The organism is Acetobacteraceae bacterium, from assembly GCA_004843165.1.
Lineage (GTDB): Bacteria > Pseudomonadota > Alphaproteobacteria > Acetobacterales > Acetobacteraceae.
This window is the reverse complement of record CP039459.1, coordinates 1,392,754-1,407,648: the sequence shown is the minus strand read 5'-3', so window position 1 is coordinate 1,407,648 and position 14,895 is coordinate 1,392,754. Positions and strand designations below refer to the sequence as shown.

General features: G+C 44.9%; 12 protein-coding genes and 1 pseudogene. 5 read left to right on the top strand and 8 right to left on the bottom strand.

The features are described 5' to 3' along the window. Nucleotides 1-44: 44 nt before the first annotated feature. The 3 genes from FAI41_06830 to FAI41_06820 all read right to left on the bottom strand — a co-directional run bounded on the left by FAI41_06830 (nucleotide 45) and on the right by FAI41_06820 (nucleotide 2,603). On the bottom strand, nucleotides 45-605 hold the full coding sequence (locus FAI41_06830; protein ID QCE33812.1) for an adenine phosphoribosyltransferase: 561 nt from the start codon (nucleotides 603-605) through the stop codon (nucleotides 45-47). Nucleotides 606-677: 72 nt separating this feature from the next. Then, nucleotides 678-1,955, bottom strand: a complete 1,278-nt coding sequence (locus tag FAI41_06825; protein ID QCE33329.1) for a multidrug effflux MFS transporter — start codon at nucleotides 1,953-1,955, stop codon at nucleotides 678-680. Nucleotides 1,956-1,994: 39 nt separating this feature from the next. After that, nucleotides 1,995-2,603, bottom strand: a complete 609-nt coding sequence (locus FAI41_06820; GenBank protein QCE33328.1) for an NUDIX hydrolase — start codon at nucleotides 2,601-2,603, stop codon at nucleotides 1,995-1,997. Between the two features lie 109 nt (nucleotides 2,604-2,712). On the opposite strand from FAI41_06820, the gene FAI41_06815 reads away from it, so the two are divergent. Together FAI41_06815 and FAI41_06810 are read left to right on the top strand one after the other, a co-directional pair. Next, a complete protein-coding gene (locus tag FAI41_06815) occupies nucleotides 2,713-3,990 on the top strand; it encodes an MFS transporter (GenBank protein QCE33327.1) in 1,278 nt (425 codons plus the stop codon). An 80-nt stretch (nucleotides 3,991-4,070) separates the two neighbouring features. Continuing rightward, nucleotides 4,071-4,616 (top strand): TIGR00730 family Rossman fold protein, encoded by a 546-nt coding sequence (locus FAI41_06810; protein ID QCE33326.1) that lies wholly within the window; start codon nucleotides 4,071-4,073, stop codon nucleotides 4,614-4,616. Between the two features lie 25 nt (nucleotides 4,617-4,641). Here FAI41_06810 and murA read toward each other — a convergent pair whose 3' ends face one another. The 5 genes from murA to FAI41_06785 form a co-directional block, all read right to left on the bottom strand. After that, on the bottom strand, nucleotides 4,642-5,895 hold the full coding sequence (murA, locus tag FAI41_06805) for a UDP-N-acetylglucosamine 1-carboxyvinyltransferase (GenBank protein QCE33325.1): 1,254 nt from the start codon (nucleotides 5,893-5,895) through the stop codon (nucleotides 4,642-4,644). Nucleotides 5,896-5,959: 64 nt separating this feature from the next. After that, the gene (locus tag FAI41_06800; protein ID QCE33324.1) at nucleotides 5,960-6,526 is read right to left on the bottom strand and encodes a dCTP deaminase; all 567 of its coding nucleotides are present in this window, start codon (nucleotides 6,524-6,526) and stop codon (nucleotides 5,960-5,962) included. A 274-nt stretch (nucleotides 6,527-6,800) separates the two neighbouring features. Then, nucleotides 6,801-7,991 (bottom strand): glycosyltransferase family 4 protein, encoded by a 1,191-nt coding sequence (locus tag FAI41_06795; protein QCE33323.1) that lies wholly within the window; start codon nucleotides 7,989-7,991, stop codon nucleotides 6,801-6,803. Next, on the bottom strand, nucleotides 7,984-8,949 hold the full coding sequence (locus FAI41_06790) for a hypothetical protein (protein ID QCE33811.1): 966 nt from the start codon (nucleotides 8,947-8,949) through the stop codon (nucleotides 7,984-7,986). The genes FAI41_06795 and FAI41_06790 overlap by 8 nt, the downstream gene beginning before the upstream one ends. A 377-nt stretch (nucleotides 8,950-9,326) precedes the next feature. Next, the gene (locus FAI41_06785; protein ID QCE33322.1) at nucleotides 9,327-10,532 is read right to left on the bottom strand and encodes a hypothetical protein; all 1,206 of its coding nucleotides are present in this window, start codon (nucleotides 10,530-10,532) and stop codon (nucleotides 9,327-9,329) included. Nucleotides 10,533-10,789: 257 nt separating this feature from the next. Between FAI41_06785 and dnaK the strand changes: the two genes are divergently transcribed. From dnaK to dapB, 3 genes and pseudogenes are all read left to right on the top strand, one after another. After that, nucleotides 10,790-12,685: a molecular chaperone DnaK gene (gene dnaK, locus FAI41_06780; GenBank protein QCE33321.1), complete on the top strand. Its 1,896-nt coding sequence runs from the start codon at nucleotides 10,790-10,792 to the stop codon at nucleotides 12,683-12,685. A gap of 201 nt (nucleotides 12,686-12,886) precedes the next feature. Further along, a pseudogene (gene dnaJ, locus FAI41_06775) lies at nucleotides 12,887-14,004 on the top strand (molecular chaperone DnaJ). Nucleotides 14,005-14,007: 3 nt separating this feature from the next. Further along, entirely contained in the window at nucleotides 14,008-14,772 is a 765-nt protein-coding gene (gene dapB / locus FAI41_06770) for a 4-hydroxy-tetrahydrodipicolinate reductase (GenBank protein ID QCE33320.1), read from the top strand. Nucleotides 14,773-14,895 lie beyond the last annotated feature (123 nt).

The window sequence follows — 14,895 nt, the reverse complement described above, 5'->3', positions numbered from 1 at the left end:
TATTCTCCTGACTGCAAAAAGAATGGAAAGCAGATCAATTCAGCTTAATATTTTATAAGAACCGAGACAGGTGCCTTAAATTTTTGACGTGCTTTCAAAGCCTCAAGCTCAATTACAGCGACAATCCCGGCTACTACGCCGCCAGCCTGTTCTACAAGGCTGCAAGCGGCCTCCAATGTTCCCCCTGTTGCAAGCAGATCATCCATAATGACGACACGCTGACCGGGCTTAATCGCATCCACCTGAAGATGAAGTTCATCCTTGCCATATTCGAGTCCATAAGATTGAGAAATGGTTTCAGTCGGCAATTTTCCAGGTTTACGGATCATCACGAATCCTAACCCCATACGCTGCGCTACAGGTGCGGCGCAAATAAAACCACGACTCTCAATCCCAACAAGAATATCCGGCTTTAACGCAGAGGTAATTTTTGTCAGACGTGCTGTGACAAGTTGCCACGCATCTGGGTTAGCAATAAGGGTTGAAATATCATAGAAATTAATCCCCTTTTTAGGAAAATCGGGGACTTCACGAATATATTTACGGAGATCTACGGATTCCGGAAAAGAAAAAGAAGTAGGAATAGGTATAGCCTTCCAAGTCATCATTTATTTTTAAAATAACGCCTTAGATAACATATCATGCCGCTTTTTGATAAGCGTTCAAAATAGAATTTTTTACAAAGCCTCTTTATGCTCCTCTTGTGGCAGGCTCGGAGCTTTCAAAGCAAAAGCAAGCTGTAACCCCATCGCAAATAGGAAAATAATTGCCAAAGGAACGCTTGTCCCCTGCGGCGCAAACCCCATGAGTAAACTTGATAAAAACCCTATTAAATAAAGACCGCTTCCTGCAAGGCTTGCCGCTGTCCCCGCTGTTTTCCCCTGACTATATAATGCGCACGCACAGGCATTCGGCCCAAGCATCACAAAAGCGCAGAGCAGAAAAAGCAACGTCCCCGCTACCGGCAAAAACCAAATCTGCCGATCCGCCATTGCACCATGTAAAAGAGTATCAGAAGATAAAAAAGACGTTATTAAGAAGACACAAGCTAAAAACAAGCCGATAAATCCTGAAGCACGCAACAAGAACTCTGTTCTAAACTTCTTCAAAAGAACAGCATTCACTTGTGTCATTAAAATCATCATAAAAGCCGTTGCCCCAAATAAAATGCCATATTGCGTCGGGGTTAAGCCAAAGCTTTTTTCAAAAATAGACGGTGCCGCCGAAAGATAAGAGAAGATGAAAATCCCCTGTAGCACCCAGATCATACCGTAATAACGGAAGAAGCGATCCCGACACACATTGCAGTACATTCGAAAGAAGGAGATAAAAATATTTTCTTTTTTTGTTTCGAAATCCAAATGATTTTTTGATGTATTTTTAGGTACCCAGTAAACCAATGTAGCAGAAAAAAAGCCGTAAAAAGCCATCGCCCAAAAAAGAACTCGCCAGCTCATATATTCTAAAATCATTCCGCCAATGGCAGGAGCTAAAAGAGGAACAATCCCTTGAACCAAAGCTAAACGGGAAAGTAAACGTGCGCCATCATTTCCCTTTGCGACATCCCGAATGCAGGCCTGTGGCGCAACAAGGCTAAAGGCTGCAAAAAAGGCTGCAATGAGACGAAAAAAATATAAAAATGGCATACTCGGCGAGAGCGCACACCCGATAGAAGCAAGGGCGTAAATCAGTGTTCCCACGAGCAAAGGCATGCGCCGACCGAAACGATCCATCAAAGGCCCTGCGAGCAATTGCCCAATAGCGACACCTAAGACCCATGCGCTTAAGGTCAAAGCGCCACTTCCGGCAGCAGCGTGAAGGTCAGTCTCCATCGCTGGCAGTGCCGGTAGATAAATATCTGTTGATACGGGGGCAATCGCAACAAAGCTTCCCATTAAGAGTACAAAAAAGATTGTACTTAATTGCCTAGATTCTTTTTGGTGCATTTTCTGCATTTACCACACCCCCCAATCTTTCGAAGATTCCCCAATAATTTATTTCCAGAAAGGTAACAAGCCACGGGCATGTGCCGTCATCAATGCCGATAGCGTTACCATACATTCAAACTGACCACGCGCAATCATCCCTTTTATTTCTTGTCCCTCAATCTCCACAGTGCACATATCATTTTCACTGGCCTCTCGGTGCGGCTGCCCCTGTATAAGCCCCTTTGCCAAAAAAACACTGCCACGTTGATCCGAATAGCCTGCCCCCTGGAAGAAGGAGCCTGCAAAAAGCATTTCTTTTGCTCTTAAACCGGTCTCCTCTTCCAATTCACCACGTGCAAGATCCAAAATATCCGCATCCGGACGGGCTTCCCACATCCCCATTGGCAACTCCAAAAGTGTCTGTGCAACAGGATAGCGATATTGACGAATAAAAGTAATCCGCCCATCCGCATGGAGAGGGATAATCACGGCGAACTGATCCCGTTCAAGAATACCGTAAAAACCTTTTCTGCCTGTCGGATCCACAAAACGTTTTTCCGTTACCTGTAACCAAGGATTCTTATATGCCAATTTTGTAGAAAGTAACTGGTAACCATCCGCCTCTCTTTTGCGGAAAAGTTCCTCTCTCGATAGGGGTTTTTTATAATTTTCCATCTTGTCTCATCTCTTTGCTGTTTCTCTCATGCGCTATTTCGTGTAGATTTTTAGAAGGATTTTTAGAAAGTAGTGATTTTTCTCAATTAACGGAAAAAATATTTTTCTTATGACTGTTTCAACACCCACCCCTCCCCGCTCTCCAACTCTGACCGTTATGCCGGTCGTGTTATTTAACTTAATTGTTTACTTCGTTATCGGTCTTCCTAATGCTGTTATCGGTGCGATCTTTGTCCATGAAGCTCTTGGATTTTCCACGGCTGTTGCGGCATTCACACTCACAACGCAATATCTTGGCACTTTCATTGCCCGTCTTTTTGCCGGCTCTTTGGTTGACAAATACGGCTCCAAAAGAATTTTGAGTATTGGTCTTACAGCATGCGCAACTTCAGGCATATTGATGGCGATTGCTGCCCTCTGGGCGGCCAATGCCGGTGTGGATGCCTGCCTTCACAATGATACATTGCGTTATGCCATCCTTGGGCTTGCACTTATCAGCCGTCTCTTTATGGGATGGGCAGAAAGCTGGACAGCAACGCCTGTTACGGCATGGAACATTCGGCGTGTTGGGCAAAGTCATATTTCCGTTGCGATTTCTTGGAATGGCGTTACCACTTATGCGGGTATCGCCATCGGTGTAGGCGTTGGACAATGGATGGCGCACTTACCTCCAAGCGCTGCTATTCTTCCGGCTATTGGGCTCCTGCCTGTTGGTGTCGCCTCCTTTGCCCTAGCGGCCATGGCATTATTAATTCTTTCTTTCTACAAAGCGCTTCCTCCTCTGCATAATAATACAAAAGGCGGACAAGGAAATATGTCGCTTTTTACGGCGATCGGGAAAGTATTGCCTTATGGTTTGGGTTTAGCTGCCGGTTCTTTCGGATTTGGAAGCATCAATGCCTTTTTAGCCCTCTACTATCAAGCAAATAGCTGGAACAACCTAAATATTGCCTTTGGCATCTTTGCTGCCTGCTTCATTGCGACACGGCTTTGTGGTACAGCCCCTATTGATAAAGGGCACGGTGTCAAAATTGCCATGGGATCTCTCGCCTTGGAAGCTGTTGCCTTTGTCATTATGGCACTTTTCCATACACAGGCAGCGACCGTGATTGGTGTGGCCCTAACAGCGACAGGGTTTTCTCTTGTTTTCCCTGCTTTGGGAACCGAGGCTACAAAGATGGGCGGCCCCGAATCTACAGGGATTTTAAATGCCGCATTCTCCCTCTTTACAGATTCAACCATCTTCATTGTTGGCCCATGTATGGGAATCATCAAAGATTATTTTGGATGGCCTATCATGTTTACTGTCGTAGCAATCCTCTGTGTTAGCGGTATCGCTGGCTCTCTTGGACTATTAGCCTTTAGACGGAAAACTGCCCTACAATAATTTTCACCCCTTTCAGCCCTTTTTAAAACCCCTTATTCTCGATAGAGGCATAAGGGGTTTTTTAATAAAAGAGAAAAAATATGATAAAATTCGATAGTTGTGCTGTCTTTTGTGGCTCCCGTTTTGGAAATGATCCTGCCTTTAGAATCGAAGCCGAGAAAACGGCTCAAATTTTAGCAAAACACAAAATCACACTTATTTACGGTGGCGGAAACACAGGCCTTATGGGGGTTGTCGCCACAAGCTGTTTAGAAGCCGGTGGCAAAGTAAAAGGAATTATTCCCACTTTTTTAACCTCCGTTGAAACGGCGCATCCAGATGTCACTGATCTGGAAATCACAGAAAATATGGCTATCCGTAAAATCAAAATGATCAAAGCCTCGGATGCCTCTATCATTCTGCCCGGTGGCCTCGGCACCTTTGACGAACTTCTAGAAGTGCTGGTTGAACGACAGTTGGGACTCTCTCAAAAACCAATTTTTCTTTTAAATATTCAAGGCTGGGCAAATCCTTTGCTTGAAGCTTTTCAAGCTGCGATTGCGCAAGGGTTTGCAGATCAGAAAATTCTAGATTTTCTGGAAATCTTTCCCACTGCCGATGCCTTTGAGAATCATCTGAGCGCTTAAAGCCCTCAGATGAGGCCTTAGTGTATTATTCTTTCACACGTGATATTTTAGCGCCACAGGCGGAAAGCTTCTGCTCTACCCCCTCATAGCCACGATCTAAATGATAAACACGTCTTAACTCCGTAATCCCTTGGGCCCTTAAACCTGCTAAGATTAAAGAAAAAGAGGCTCTTAAATCCGTTGCCATCACTTTTGCACCCTGAAGATTTTCTACCCCCTGAATCGTTGCCTCTCGGCCATTAAGGGTGATATTAGCCCCCATACGGATAAGCTCCTGAACATGCATGAAACGATTTTCAAAAATCGTCTCCGTCACCGTTGATGTCCCCTTAGCAAAAGTTAAAAGCGCCATTAACTGAGCCTGCATATCGGTTGGGAAACCCGGATAAGGTTCCGTCCGTATATTTTGTGGCTTAATCAACTCTCCGCCTTGAACACGAATACCCTTTGCATCCAATGAAACCGTCGCACCGCTGGCACGAAGGGAATCTAAGATTTTTTGCATACTGGAAGGAAGTGCCCCTTCCAACAAAATATCTCCACCGGTGATAGCGCCAGCGACAGCATATGTTCCAGCTTCAATACGGTCTGCAATAACGGCATATTCGCCGCCATGTAGAGCCTTAACACCTTCAATTTTAATGATTGAGGTTCCTGCGCCGGAAATTTTTGCGCCAAGTGTATTTAAGAAATTGGCTAAATCTGCAATCTCAGGCTCACATGCCGCATTTTGAAGCTCTGTCGTTCCTTCCGCCAAAGTCGCTGCCATCATCATATTTTCTGTTGCACCGACACTTGGAAAGGCCAAATGATGCACAGCGCCTTTGAGACCATTCGGCGCTTTGGCTTGAATATCTCCTTGTTCTAAAGAAATTTCTGCACCAATAGCTTCTAGGGCTTTAAGATGAAGATCCACAGGGCGTGTACCAATCGCACAACCGCCTGGCAAAGAGACACTGGCTTCACCATAACGTGCCAGCAAGGGGCCAAGAACGAGTACCGAAGCCCGCATCTTCGTCACAATATCATAAGGTGCATCTGTCCGGGTGGCCGTCCCTGAAATTTCGAGCCGAGAACCTTCTTTACGGACAGAAAGACCAAGATACTCTAGAAGACGTATCATCAGCAGAACATCAGCAATGGAAGGGACATTTTTTAGTGTCACAGGCCCCTTGGCAAGTAAAGAAGCGGCCATTAACTTCAAAGCCGAGTTTTTTGCACCGCTAATTGGGATAATCCCTTCTAAACGATGTCCGCCTTCAATCACAAATTTATCCATTTTAATATCTCTTCCTCAGCCTATACCTGCCATGCTTGCCTTAAATATTGCTGTCGATTCAAGATCACAATCTTGGCAAAGTCACCCCGGATTGATTCATATATTTACCAAGACGATCTGCATAATTCGTCTCGCACGGGCTGTCCCCTTTGAAAAACAAAAACTGGCAAATCCCCTCATTTGCATAAATACGTGCCGGCAACGGCGTCGTATTACTGATTTCAATCGTGACCTGCCCTGCCCAACCCGGCTCTAAAGGCGTTACATTAACAATAATGCCACAACGTGCATAAGTCGATTTCCCTAAGCAAATAACCAAAACATCTTTGGGAATTTTAAAAAATTCAACCGTATGTGCGAGGGCAAAACTATTTGGCGGCACGATGATATCACCTGAACGTGTCACAAAACTTGCAGGATTAAAACTTTTGGGATCGACAATGGCGCTATCAACATCGGTAAAAATACGGAATTCAGGCCCAACCCGTGCGTCATAGCCATAAGAAGAAAGACCATGCGAAATAAGTTTATTGCCGTCTTTATCTTCACGTACCTGCTGCTCTGTAAAGGGGCTAATCATCTCCTCTTCCAAAGCCATTTTTCTAATCCAATGATCTGGCATCAATCCCATAACAATCCACCTTGCGCATCTATTCGAGTTTAAAAAATCGGTTCTGGTTGTCTTTTGTCCGTAAAAAGCAGTCTGCCGCTTTCTTATTCTAAATTGCCTTCCCTGTCTTCCTTCTCCGTGGAAGTTTCTTCTTCAGCACGTTCTCTCTGCTGCTGTTTTCTTCTCCGTAGATTATTTCTCAATGCCGCCCCCAAAGCATCTTTACGTTTTTGCTCAGGCGTTTGTTTTTCATTTAAAGCTTTCTTCATCATCATACCTTATTAAATTGAATCCTTTAACGTATCGTCTGCGCAAAGGCATCTTTCAAAGAGGTTCCAAGCAACCCATCATAAATACTGAGGGTAGATTGCAAATTCACGGAAAGTGAAAAAAAATGCTTACAGTAATCTCTGCTTTTTTTCGCCCTTTTTTCCCGTAAAGAAAATGGTATTTCTAATTCTGCCAAAATAGCCTTCGCAAGCGCCTCCACATCACCGGGCGGCACAAGCGTTGCCGTTGGTGAGCCTCCTAACGTTTCTAAATACCCTCCGCACGCCGATGCAACCACAGGGCAGCCGCTCATTTGCGCTTCAATCGCCGTGCGTCCGAAAGGTTCAGGCGCAATATTAGGTAAAACGACAAAATCTGCCATTGCATAAGCAACAGCCATCTCTGGACAAAATCCTTTCAGTGAAACCTGCGCCTCCAAGCCTAAAGAAACAATCATTTCCAATAACTCACGCTCATAGTGAAGGCTTGTCGGCTCCCCCACAAAAATACATTGCCACTTAGCATTGACCTTATTCAGTTCTGCCAAAGCACGAAGCAGAACATCCTGCCCCTTCCAACGACTTAAGCGAGAAGGAACGAGAATCAGCGCATCATTTTGTTTTAAATGCCAAGCCTTCGCAAGCTTTCCTCTATGCGCAAAAGAAATGGCACCGGCATTAAAATAACCAGAATCTGCACCACGTGTAATGACTTCCAGGCGCTCCGAAGGAATTTTATATTCCGATAAAATCCGTTGTGCGATAGCTTGGCTGACAGCAATAACTTTTTCTCCTTTAAGAAGCCCTTTATTATAAAAATAACGGGGGGAGAGATATTTTGCCTCATGACGGCCATGCCACGTTGTCACCCAAGGAATTTGAAGTTTTCGACAGGCTAAAAAAGCAAGCCAAGCTGGATGACGAGAACGGGCGTGTACTAAATCCACGCCATTATCTATCAGAATTTTCTTTAATCCCCGAACCTGCCATAGAAGACGCAGCAAAGAGAAAGTTTTTTGCGCATTAAAAGAAATATGGATAATCCCACGTTCCCTATCTGCTTTTGAAAGAAAACCTCGGCTAATGATAATCGGCTGTGCCCCGCTTTCTAAAAGTGCATAAGAAATTTCCAATGCGCCACGGGCAATCCCCCCTCCTTCCTGTAAAGAAGGGAGAAGCTGCACAATAATAGGATTTTTGAAATGTTTATTAGCCAACAGGAATTGTCACCACAGCGCCACCTTTTTGACTTGTTGTCGCCAAATTGCTGAGCACTTGAATCATGGTAAAGGCTTCTTTTGATTGAAAATCTGTATCATCAATCCAATAATTAACCCCTCTATAAGTCACGTAAACATAAGGTGACCAAGGCATATTCTTACCGGAATGCACAATCACCTCCGGACGGTTTTCAATGCCAACCTGTCCAATTGTTGGCACCGTTCTGCCGCTATCAACATCCTTTTTCGGTACTTCCACCTCATAAGAAAGCTGCGTCAGCATTGCCAGCATCGAACGGGTTAAAATAGCCATTTGTCCTGGTGTTTTCGGATAGGGGCCATAAATCACTTCTGTTTCACGCGCATCTGGATCTAAATGCAGTAAACGGCGCACCTCAACTTGAATTGCCTGAAGATTTGCATCGGAAGTTGTCCCAAAAACAAGATAAACACGCCCGCTGCCGCCAGAGGAATCACCGCCTTTGGCATTCGGATCGCTCATCCGAACCACACGCACCGTTAAAGCACCTGCTTCCTGTAATTGCCTTAAATCATGAAGTAAAAGATAAAAACGCACCGAGCCGCCCCCTGAGGAGCCAGCGCCCAAACCACTCACATTTGAAAGACCGTCAATGGATTGCGCCGTCAAACGCAACAGCATATCTACAGGCATTCCCCCCAAAGAAAGTGGCATGATAACCGCTGGCGAAATCGGGCGAATAATATTTTCAGCATATTGCTGACCATTCAAAGGCTGATAGGTAATGGTTGGGTTTTCCGTCAAAATTCCGCCGATAGTACCCGAAATCTGCGGTCCTGGAATAGCACCGGCAGCAGCCGTTCCACCCATCGTAAAAGTCCCATTACGCTGCATGGAATAACCGGAAATAACCTGCGTTGTATCCAGAAATGTTGGCGGATCCGCATAACGGAGCTTCACAATATTGAGAAGCATCTGCTCCTTTTGAACGACACCGATAGAGCGGGTATAGGCAAGCTCATCATGACGCAGGCGATAAGGGCCAAGCCCAAGGCAACCTGAGAGAGCGATTAACGCTAGCCCACCGATTGCTAACGTTAAACTTTTTCGCATATATGATGTGGCATGAGTGCAAAACGAAATTTTTGTAATGCCTCCATCCCCCTCCCCTTGTTCTTCTATTTTCGCTCCGCATTGTCTATTTTACACCAAAAAATCGACAATATTTAAAGCCCTCATACCCCTTTTAAAAAGATTTTACACCTTCATAAAATCAAAAACGAAGTTTTCACTCTATCGTGCTTCTTCTTTTAAATGCAAATTCTTCCCCTGTAAAAAAATTCACCTGACATTTAATCCTCACTTGAAGGCGCCTTAATACTGATTTTTCCACTGCTTTTCGAAACAGTTGTCACCGGCAAGCGTGGCTTACGTGATTTTCCACTCTTTCCTCCCAAGAAACTACTTTCATCCGTTGTTGCTAAATTACAAAGCACTTTTAGCATATTAAAAGCCTGCTTGCTTTCAAAGTCTTTGTCCTCAATCCAATAGCTTCGCCCCCGGAAACGTAATGAAGTATAAGCATCATAAGGTGCAAAAAACCCTGAACGGATGATAATTAAAGGACGTTTCGTCACACCACGCTCATCAATTGTTGCTATCGTCAAACCAGCATCCACATCCGCTTTTGGCACTTCGATACTATATGAAATCTGTGCTAGCATAGAGAGTGCAGAATTCGTTAAAATGGCAATCTGTCCCGGCATATCTGGCTTTGCAGCACGAATAATTTCCGCCTCTTTCGCATCAGGAGAGAGATGTAACATCCGCTTGACTTCTTTTTGCAATGTCTCAATTTCAGGTTCCGAAGTTGGGGTAAAAACAAGAAAACATTTTGCTGTTTCCTTTTCCTGGTCCGTGATGGCAACACTAATCGCACCAACCTCTTGTAATTTCCGCAGATCCTCGAGCAAAAGATAAAAACGAACAGAACCTGCACCGAAACCACCTCGAAGGTTCGACATCTCGTCAATCCAGCGTGCCGTCAAACGCAAAAGCACATCAATCGGCATCCCCCCCGAAAAGAGTGGCATTACCGTTGCCACAGGCATTGGCCTAACAAGATTCGTAATATATTTCTGCCCTAAAATCGGCTGATAGGTTACGGTTGATTTATCTGTAAACCCATATCCAAGCTTGCCTGTGAATGCAGGACCATTATCGGAAACTATCGTCCTATTCTTTTTAAGGCCTGTCGTTTTTGTTTTTAATTTAATATCCGCTGCCGTGCCGCCAATGCTTAATTGCGCTGTCTGTTCGGCACTATGACCGGAAATAATTTGCGTCACATTCACAAAGGTCGGTAAACTTCCATACCGGCGCATCAGCATGGCATGAAGCAGCTGCTGTTTTTGGGTGTCTGTAATGGCATTTGCATAGCCCGTTACATCCGGCTTCATTAGCTCATGGCCAACACCCATACAGCCTGCAAGAGAAAATGTGCCAAATATCAAAAACACATATGTTTTTAAAATATTCCTTTTGAAACGATGCCGCATTCCAACTCCCGCCAATTGAACCGCTCTTTCCCCTAAAAATCGCATAAAGCAAAATTTTCTCTGAATATATCTTTACGTTATCTCTTGCACTTTTGCACAGACTTCCCAAATGAGTATCAAAGACCTGTTCGAGAAACTTTCTTCAAAAAGGTTCAAACACCTTCGAAACCGTGGTGCGGACAGTCATTCAAGAAATTCTTTTTAGTATGTCTCAACCTTTTCGGACATATAACTAATATCTGATCGCGGAGCAGAAGATGAGCAAAATTATTGGTATTGACCTTGGTACTACCAACTCCTGTGTAGCCATTCAGGAAGGTAAAAATACTAAAGTTATCCCGAACGCAGAAGGGGCCGCAACAACCCCATCTGTTGTCGCCTTTCTAAAAGATGGTGAAATCATCACCGGACAGCCAGCCAAGCGTCAAGCTGTGACCAATGCTGACAACACCTTCTTTTTCATCAAACGTCTTGTCGGACGTCGTTTTGACGACCCTAAAGTCCAAGAAGACAAAGAACTCATGCCCTACAAAATTGTTGCAGGGCCAAATGGTGATGCTTGGGTCGAAACAAAAGACGGCAAACAACATTCCCCAGCACAGATTTCTGCACATATTCTAACCAAAATGAAAGAAGCCGCAGAGGCGCATCTTGGTGCAAAAGTCACAGAAGCTGTCATCACATGCCCTGCTTATTTTGATGACGCACAGCGTCAGGCAACACGTGATGCCGGTACCATTGCCGGCCTAGATGTGAAACGCATCATCAACGAGCCAACAGCTGCGGCTTTGGCTTATGGCCTTGAAAAGAAAAACCCAGGCCACGTTGCCGTTTACGATCTCGGCGGCGGTACTTTTGATATTTCCATTTTGGAAATCGCAGACGGCACTGTTGAAGTTCTCTCCACAAATGGAGATACTTTCCTTGGTGGTGCTGACTTTGATAAAGCCATTGTTCAATGGATTATTGACGAATTCAAAAAAGAAAACGGCATTGACCTTTCCAAAGACAAAATGGCAACGCCACGTCTTTTCGAAGCGGCTGAGAAGGCAAAAATTGAGCTTTCCTCCACGATGCAAAGCGAAATCAATCTTCCCTTCATCACCATGGATGCAACAGGGCCAAAACATCTTGTTTTAACCCTTTCACGCGCAACGCTAGACAGCTTGACAGCTGACTTGGTGAAACGCAGCCTGACACCATGTGAAAAAGCCTTGAAAGACGCAAAACTTTCTGCAAGCGATATTCGTGAGGTCATCCTTGTCGGTGGTCAAACACGTATGCCGAAAGTCATTGAGACTGTCGAAAAATACTTTGGCAAAGCCCCTGCAAGAAACGTCAATCCTGATGAAGTTGTTGCCATCGGTGCCGCAATTCAGGGCGGTGTTTTGATGGGTGATGTGAAGGATGTTCTTCTTCTTGACGTTACGCCGCTTTCTTTGGGTATTGAAACCCTTGGCGGTGTGATGACACGTTTGATTGATCGCAATACAACCATTCCAACGAAAAAGAGCCAAACTTTCTCCACAGCCGAGGACAACCAGCCTGCCGTGACCATTAAGGTTTACCAAGGGGAGCGTGAGCTGGCTCAGGACAATAAACTTTTAGGTCAGTTTGATCTTAAAGACATTCCACCTGCCCCACGTGGTGTTCCTCAGATTGAAGTTACCTTTGACATTGATGCGAACGGTATCGTCCACGTCACAGCCAAAGATAAAAACACAGGTAAAGAGCAAAAAATCGAAATTCAGCCTCAAGGTGGGTTAAGCGAAGCTGACATTGAGAGAATGGTTCGCGAAGCTGAAGAGCACGCAGCATCTGATAAAGATCGCCGTGCACTTATTGAAGCGCGTAACGAGCTTGAAGCACTTATTCATCAGACGGAAAAAGCCATTTCTGACGCTGGCGATAAACTTCCTGCTCCAGCGAAAGAAAGCGCTGAAACGGCAATTTCCGCAGCGAAAGAAAAACTCACAGCGGACAAAGCAGACGATATCCGTACTGCAATTGACGAATTGCGTAAAGCAGCAATGTCTGTTGCCGAAGCTACGGCACAAGCAGGTGCCCCTGAAGGTGCTGCCGAAGGACAAGCTGGTGCAAAAAATGAAGACATCGTTGATGCTGAGTTCGAAGATGTTGATAGCAAGAAATAATATGTAACCCTATTATTTCGAATAAAGGAAACTCCCTTTCTCTTTTGAGAGGGAGTTTTCTTTTGCCCCCTTGAACATTCGTGTTTAAGTACAAAATATTTTACACTCTTTGAGGAAGAAAAAGACCGGTTTAGGTTAGAGGGAGATATCATCGCCCTTATCTTATAAGCGCCTCATATAAGATGATTATTAGGAGAAGATATGTCGCAAAAACGAGATTATTACGAAGTCTTAGGCATCACGAGAGAAGTGACCATCACAGAAATTAAGCGTGCTTATCGCTTAAAGGCACGTGAGCATCACCCAGATCTCAATCCGGGAGATGCCGAAGCGGAAATCCGTTTTAAAGAAGTCACCGAAGCTTATGAAATTCTCTCTGACGCTGAGAAACGCTCTGCCTATGACCGTTTCGGGCACGCAGCCACAGAGCAAGGTGGCGGCGGTTTCGGACAAGGTTTTGGGGATCTTGGCGATATTTTCGAGCAAATGTTCGGAGGCGCACAGCGTGGCGGCAGATCCTCTCCAAGACGGGGTGATGACATTGAAATCGCTACCCATATTTCTCTTTTGAAGCCTTTACCGGCATAGAAAAAAAAGTGCCTGTTCGGCGCAAACGCCATTGTGAATCCTGTGAGGGTAGCGGCTCCAAAGATGGCGCCAGCGGCGTAAAGAATTGCACGACATGCAATGGGCGTGGTGCTGTCCGTGTCCAAAACGGCTTTTTCATGATGGAACGCCCCTGCCCTAAATGCCAGGGAAAAGGCCAAGAAGTGAGCAACCCTTGCCATCACTGCCATGGTGAAGGTTTAAAAGAAAAAAGTGAAGAAATTAACCTCTCTATTCCTGCTGGGATTGATGAGGATACACGTATCCGTTTTTCAGGATATGGCGATGTTGCCAAAGACTACACAACACCTGCTGGTGATCTTTACGTCCATCTTCGTATTGAAAAAGACCCTCGCTTTCACCGAGAAGGTTCTAATCTCGTCATGGAGCTCCCCCTTCGCATGGGACAAGCGGCCCTTGGAGATAATGTTGAAATTGAACTCATTGACGGTGATAAAGAAACGATTGAGATCATGCCAGGCACCCAATCTGGAGAAACCATTCGAGTCCGAGGCAAAGGTTTCTCGATTATAAACTCTAAAAAACGGGGCGATCTCTTCCTTCAAACGAAAGTGAACATTCCTAAAAAACTGACAAAAAAACAAACCGAGCTTTTGGAAGAGCTTGAAACAGAAATGGGTTACCCTAAAAAAAATCCGCGTCCTGTTCCCGGCATTTTTGAAAAAACCCGTAAATTTTTTGAAGGGTCTTAAATCATGGTGCAAGCCGTTTTGAATTTAGGAATTGCAGGCATTACCGGACGCCTTGGAAAACTTTGCAAAACGCTGGCTCAAGAAGATTCCCGCTTTATTTTAAAAGGGGGAACTTCTCGCCACAATGATCCAAAGAATGGCCTCTATGCAGAGGTTGCCGATCTGGCTGTGCAGTGCGACGTTATTTTAGATGTCAGCCATGCAAGCCTTACGAAAAATCATGCCAAAGCTTTTCAAGCAGCAAATGTCGCCTGGGTAAATGGTGTGACGGGTCTCAATGCCGAACAACAACAAATTTTAGAAAATACGGCACTGAAAATTCCTGTCCTGCAAGCTGCAAATTTCTCCCCTGCTCTGACGATTTTCTTTAAAGCCGCTGAAATGCTGGCCAAAGAATTATCTGATTATGATGCCGAAATTATTGAAACCCATCATAATCAAAAAGCGGATGCCCCTTCAGGAACGGCGCTTACCATTGGCAAAGCCGTTGCAAAAGGAAGAAAGATCATCTTTAAAGCACCGCAAAACCAATTACGCCATGATATCCGCCCTAAAGGTGAAATCGGTTTTTCTTCTATTCGAGGCGGTGGTGTGACAGGCGAGCATACGCTTCGCTTTATCGGAAAAGCAGAGGAAATTTCACTTTCCCACCGTGCTTTTAACGGAAATCTCTTTGCGGCTGGTGCACTCAAAGCGGCTTTATGGATTGGAGAGAAAAAACCTTCTCCATGTCGGATTTATGGCATGGAAGATATTGTTGACACATAAAAAAGTTGACGAGAGAGGATGAGCGTCCTAAGCCTTGTCTATATTCAAATTTAGTATCGGCCTTGGTCGCCTAAATTTTTAGGCGCGTCCTCTAACCTTTTAAGAACAGGGTTATGAGGGAGC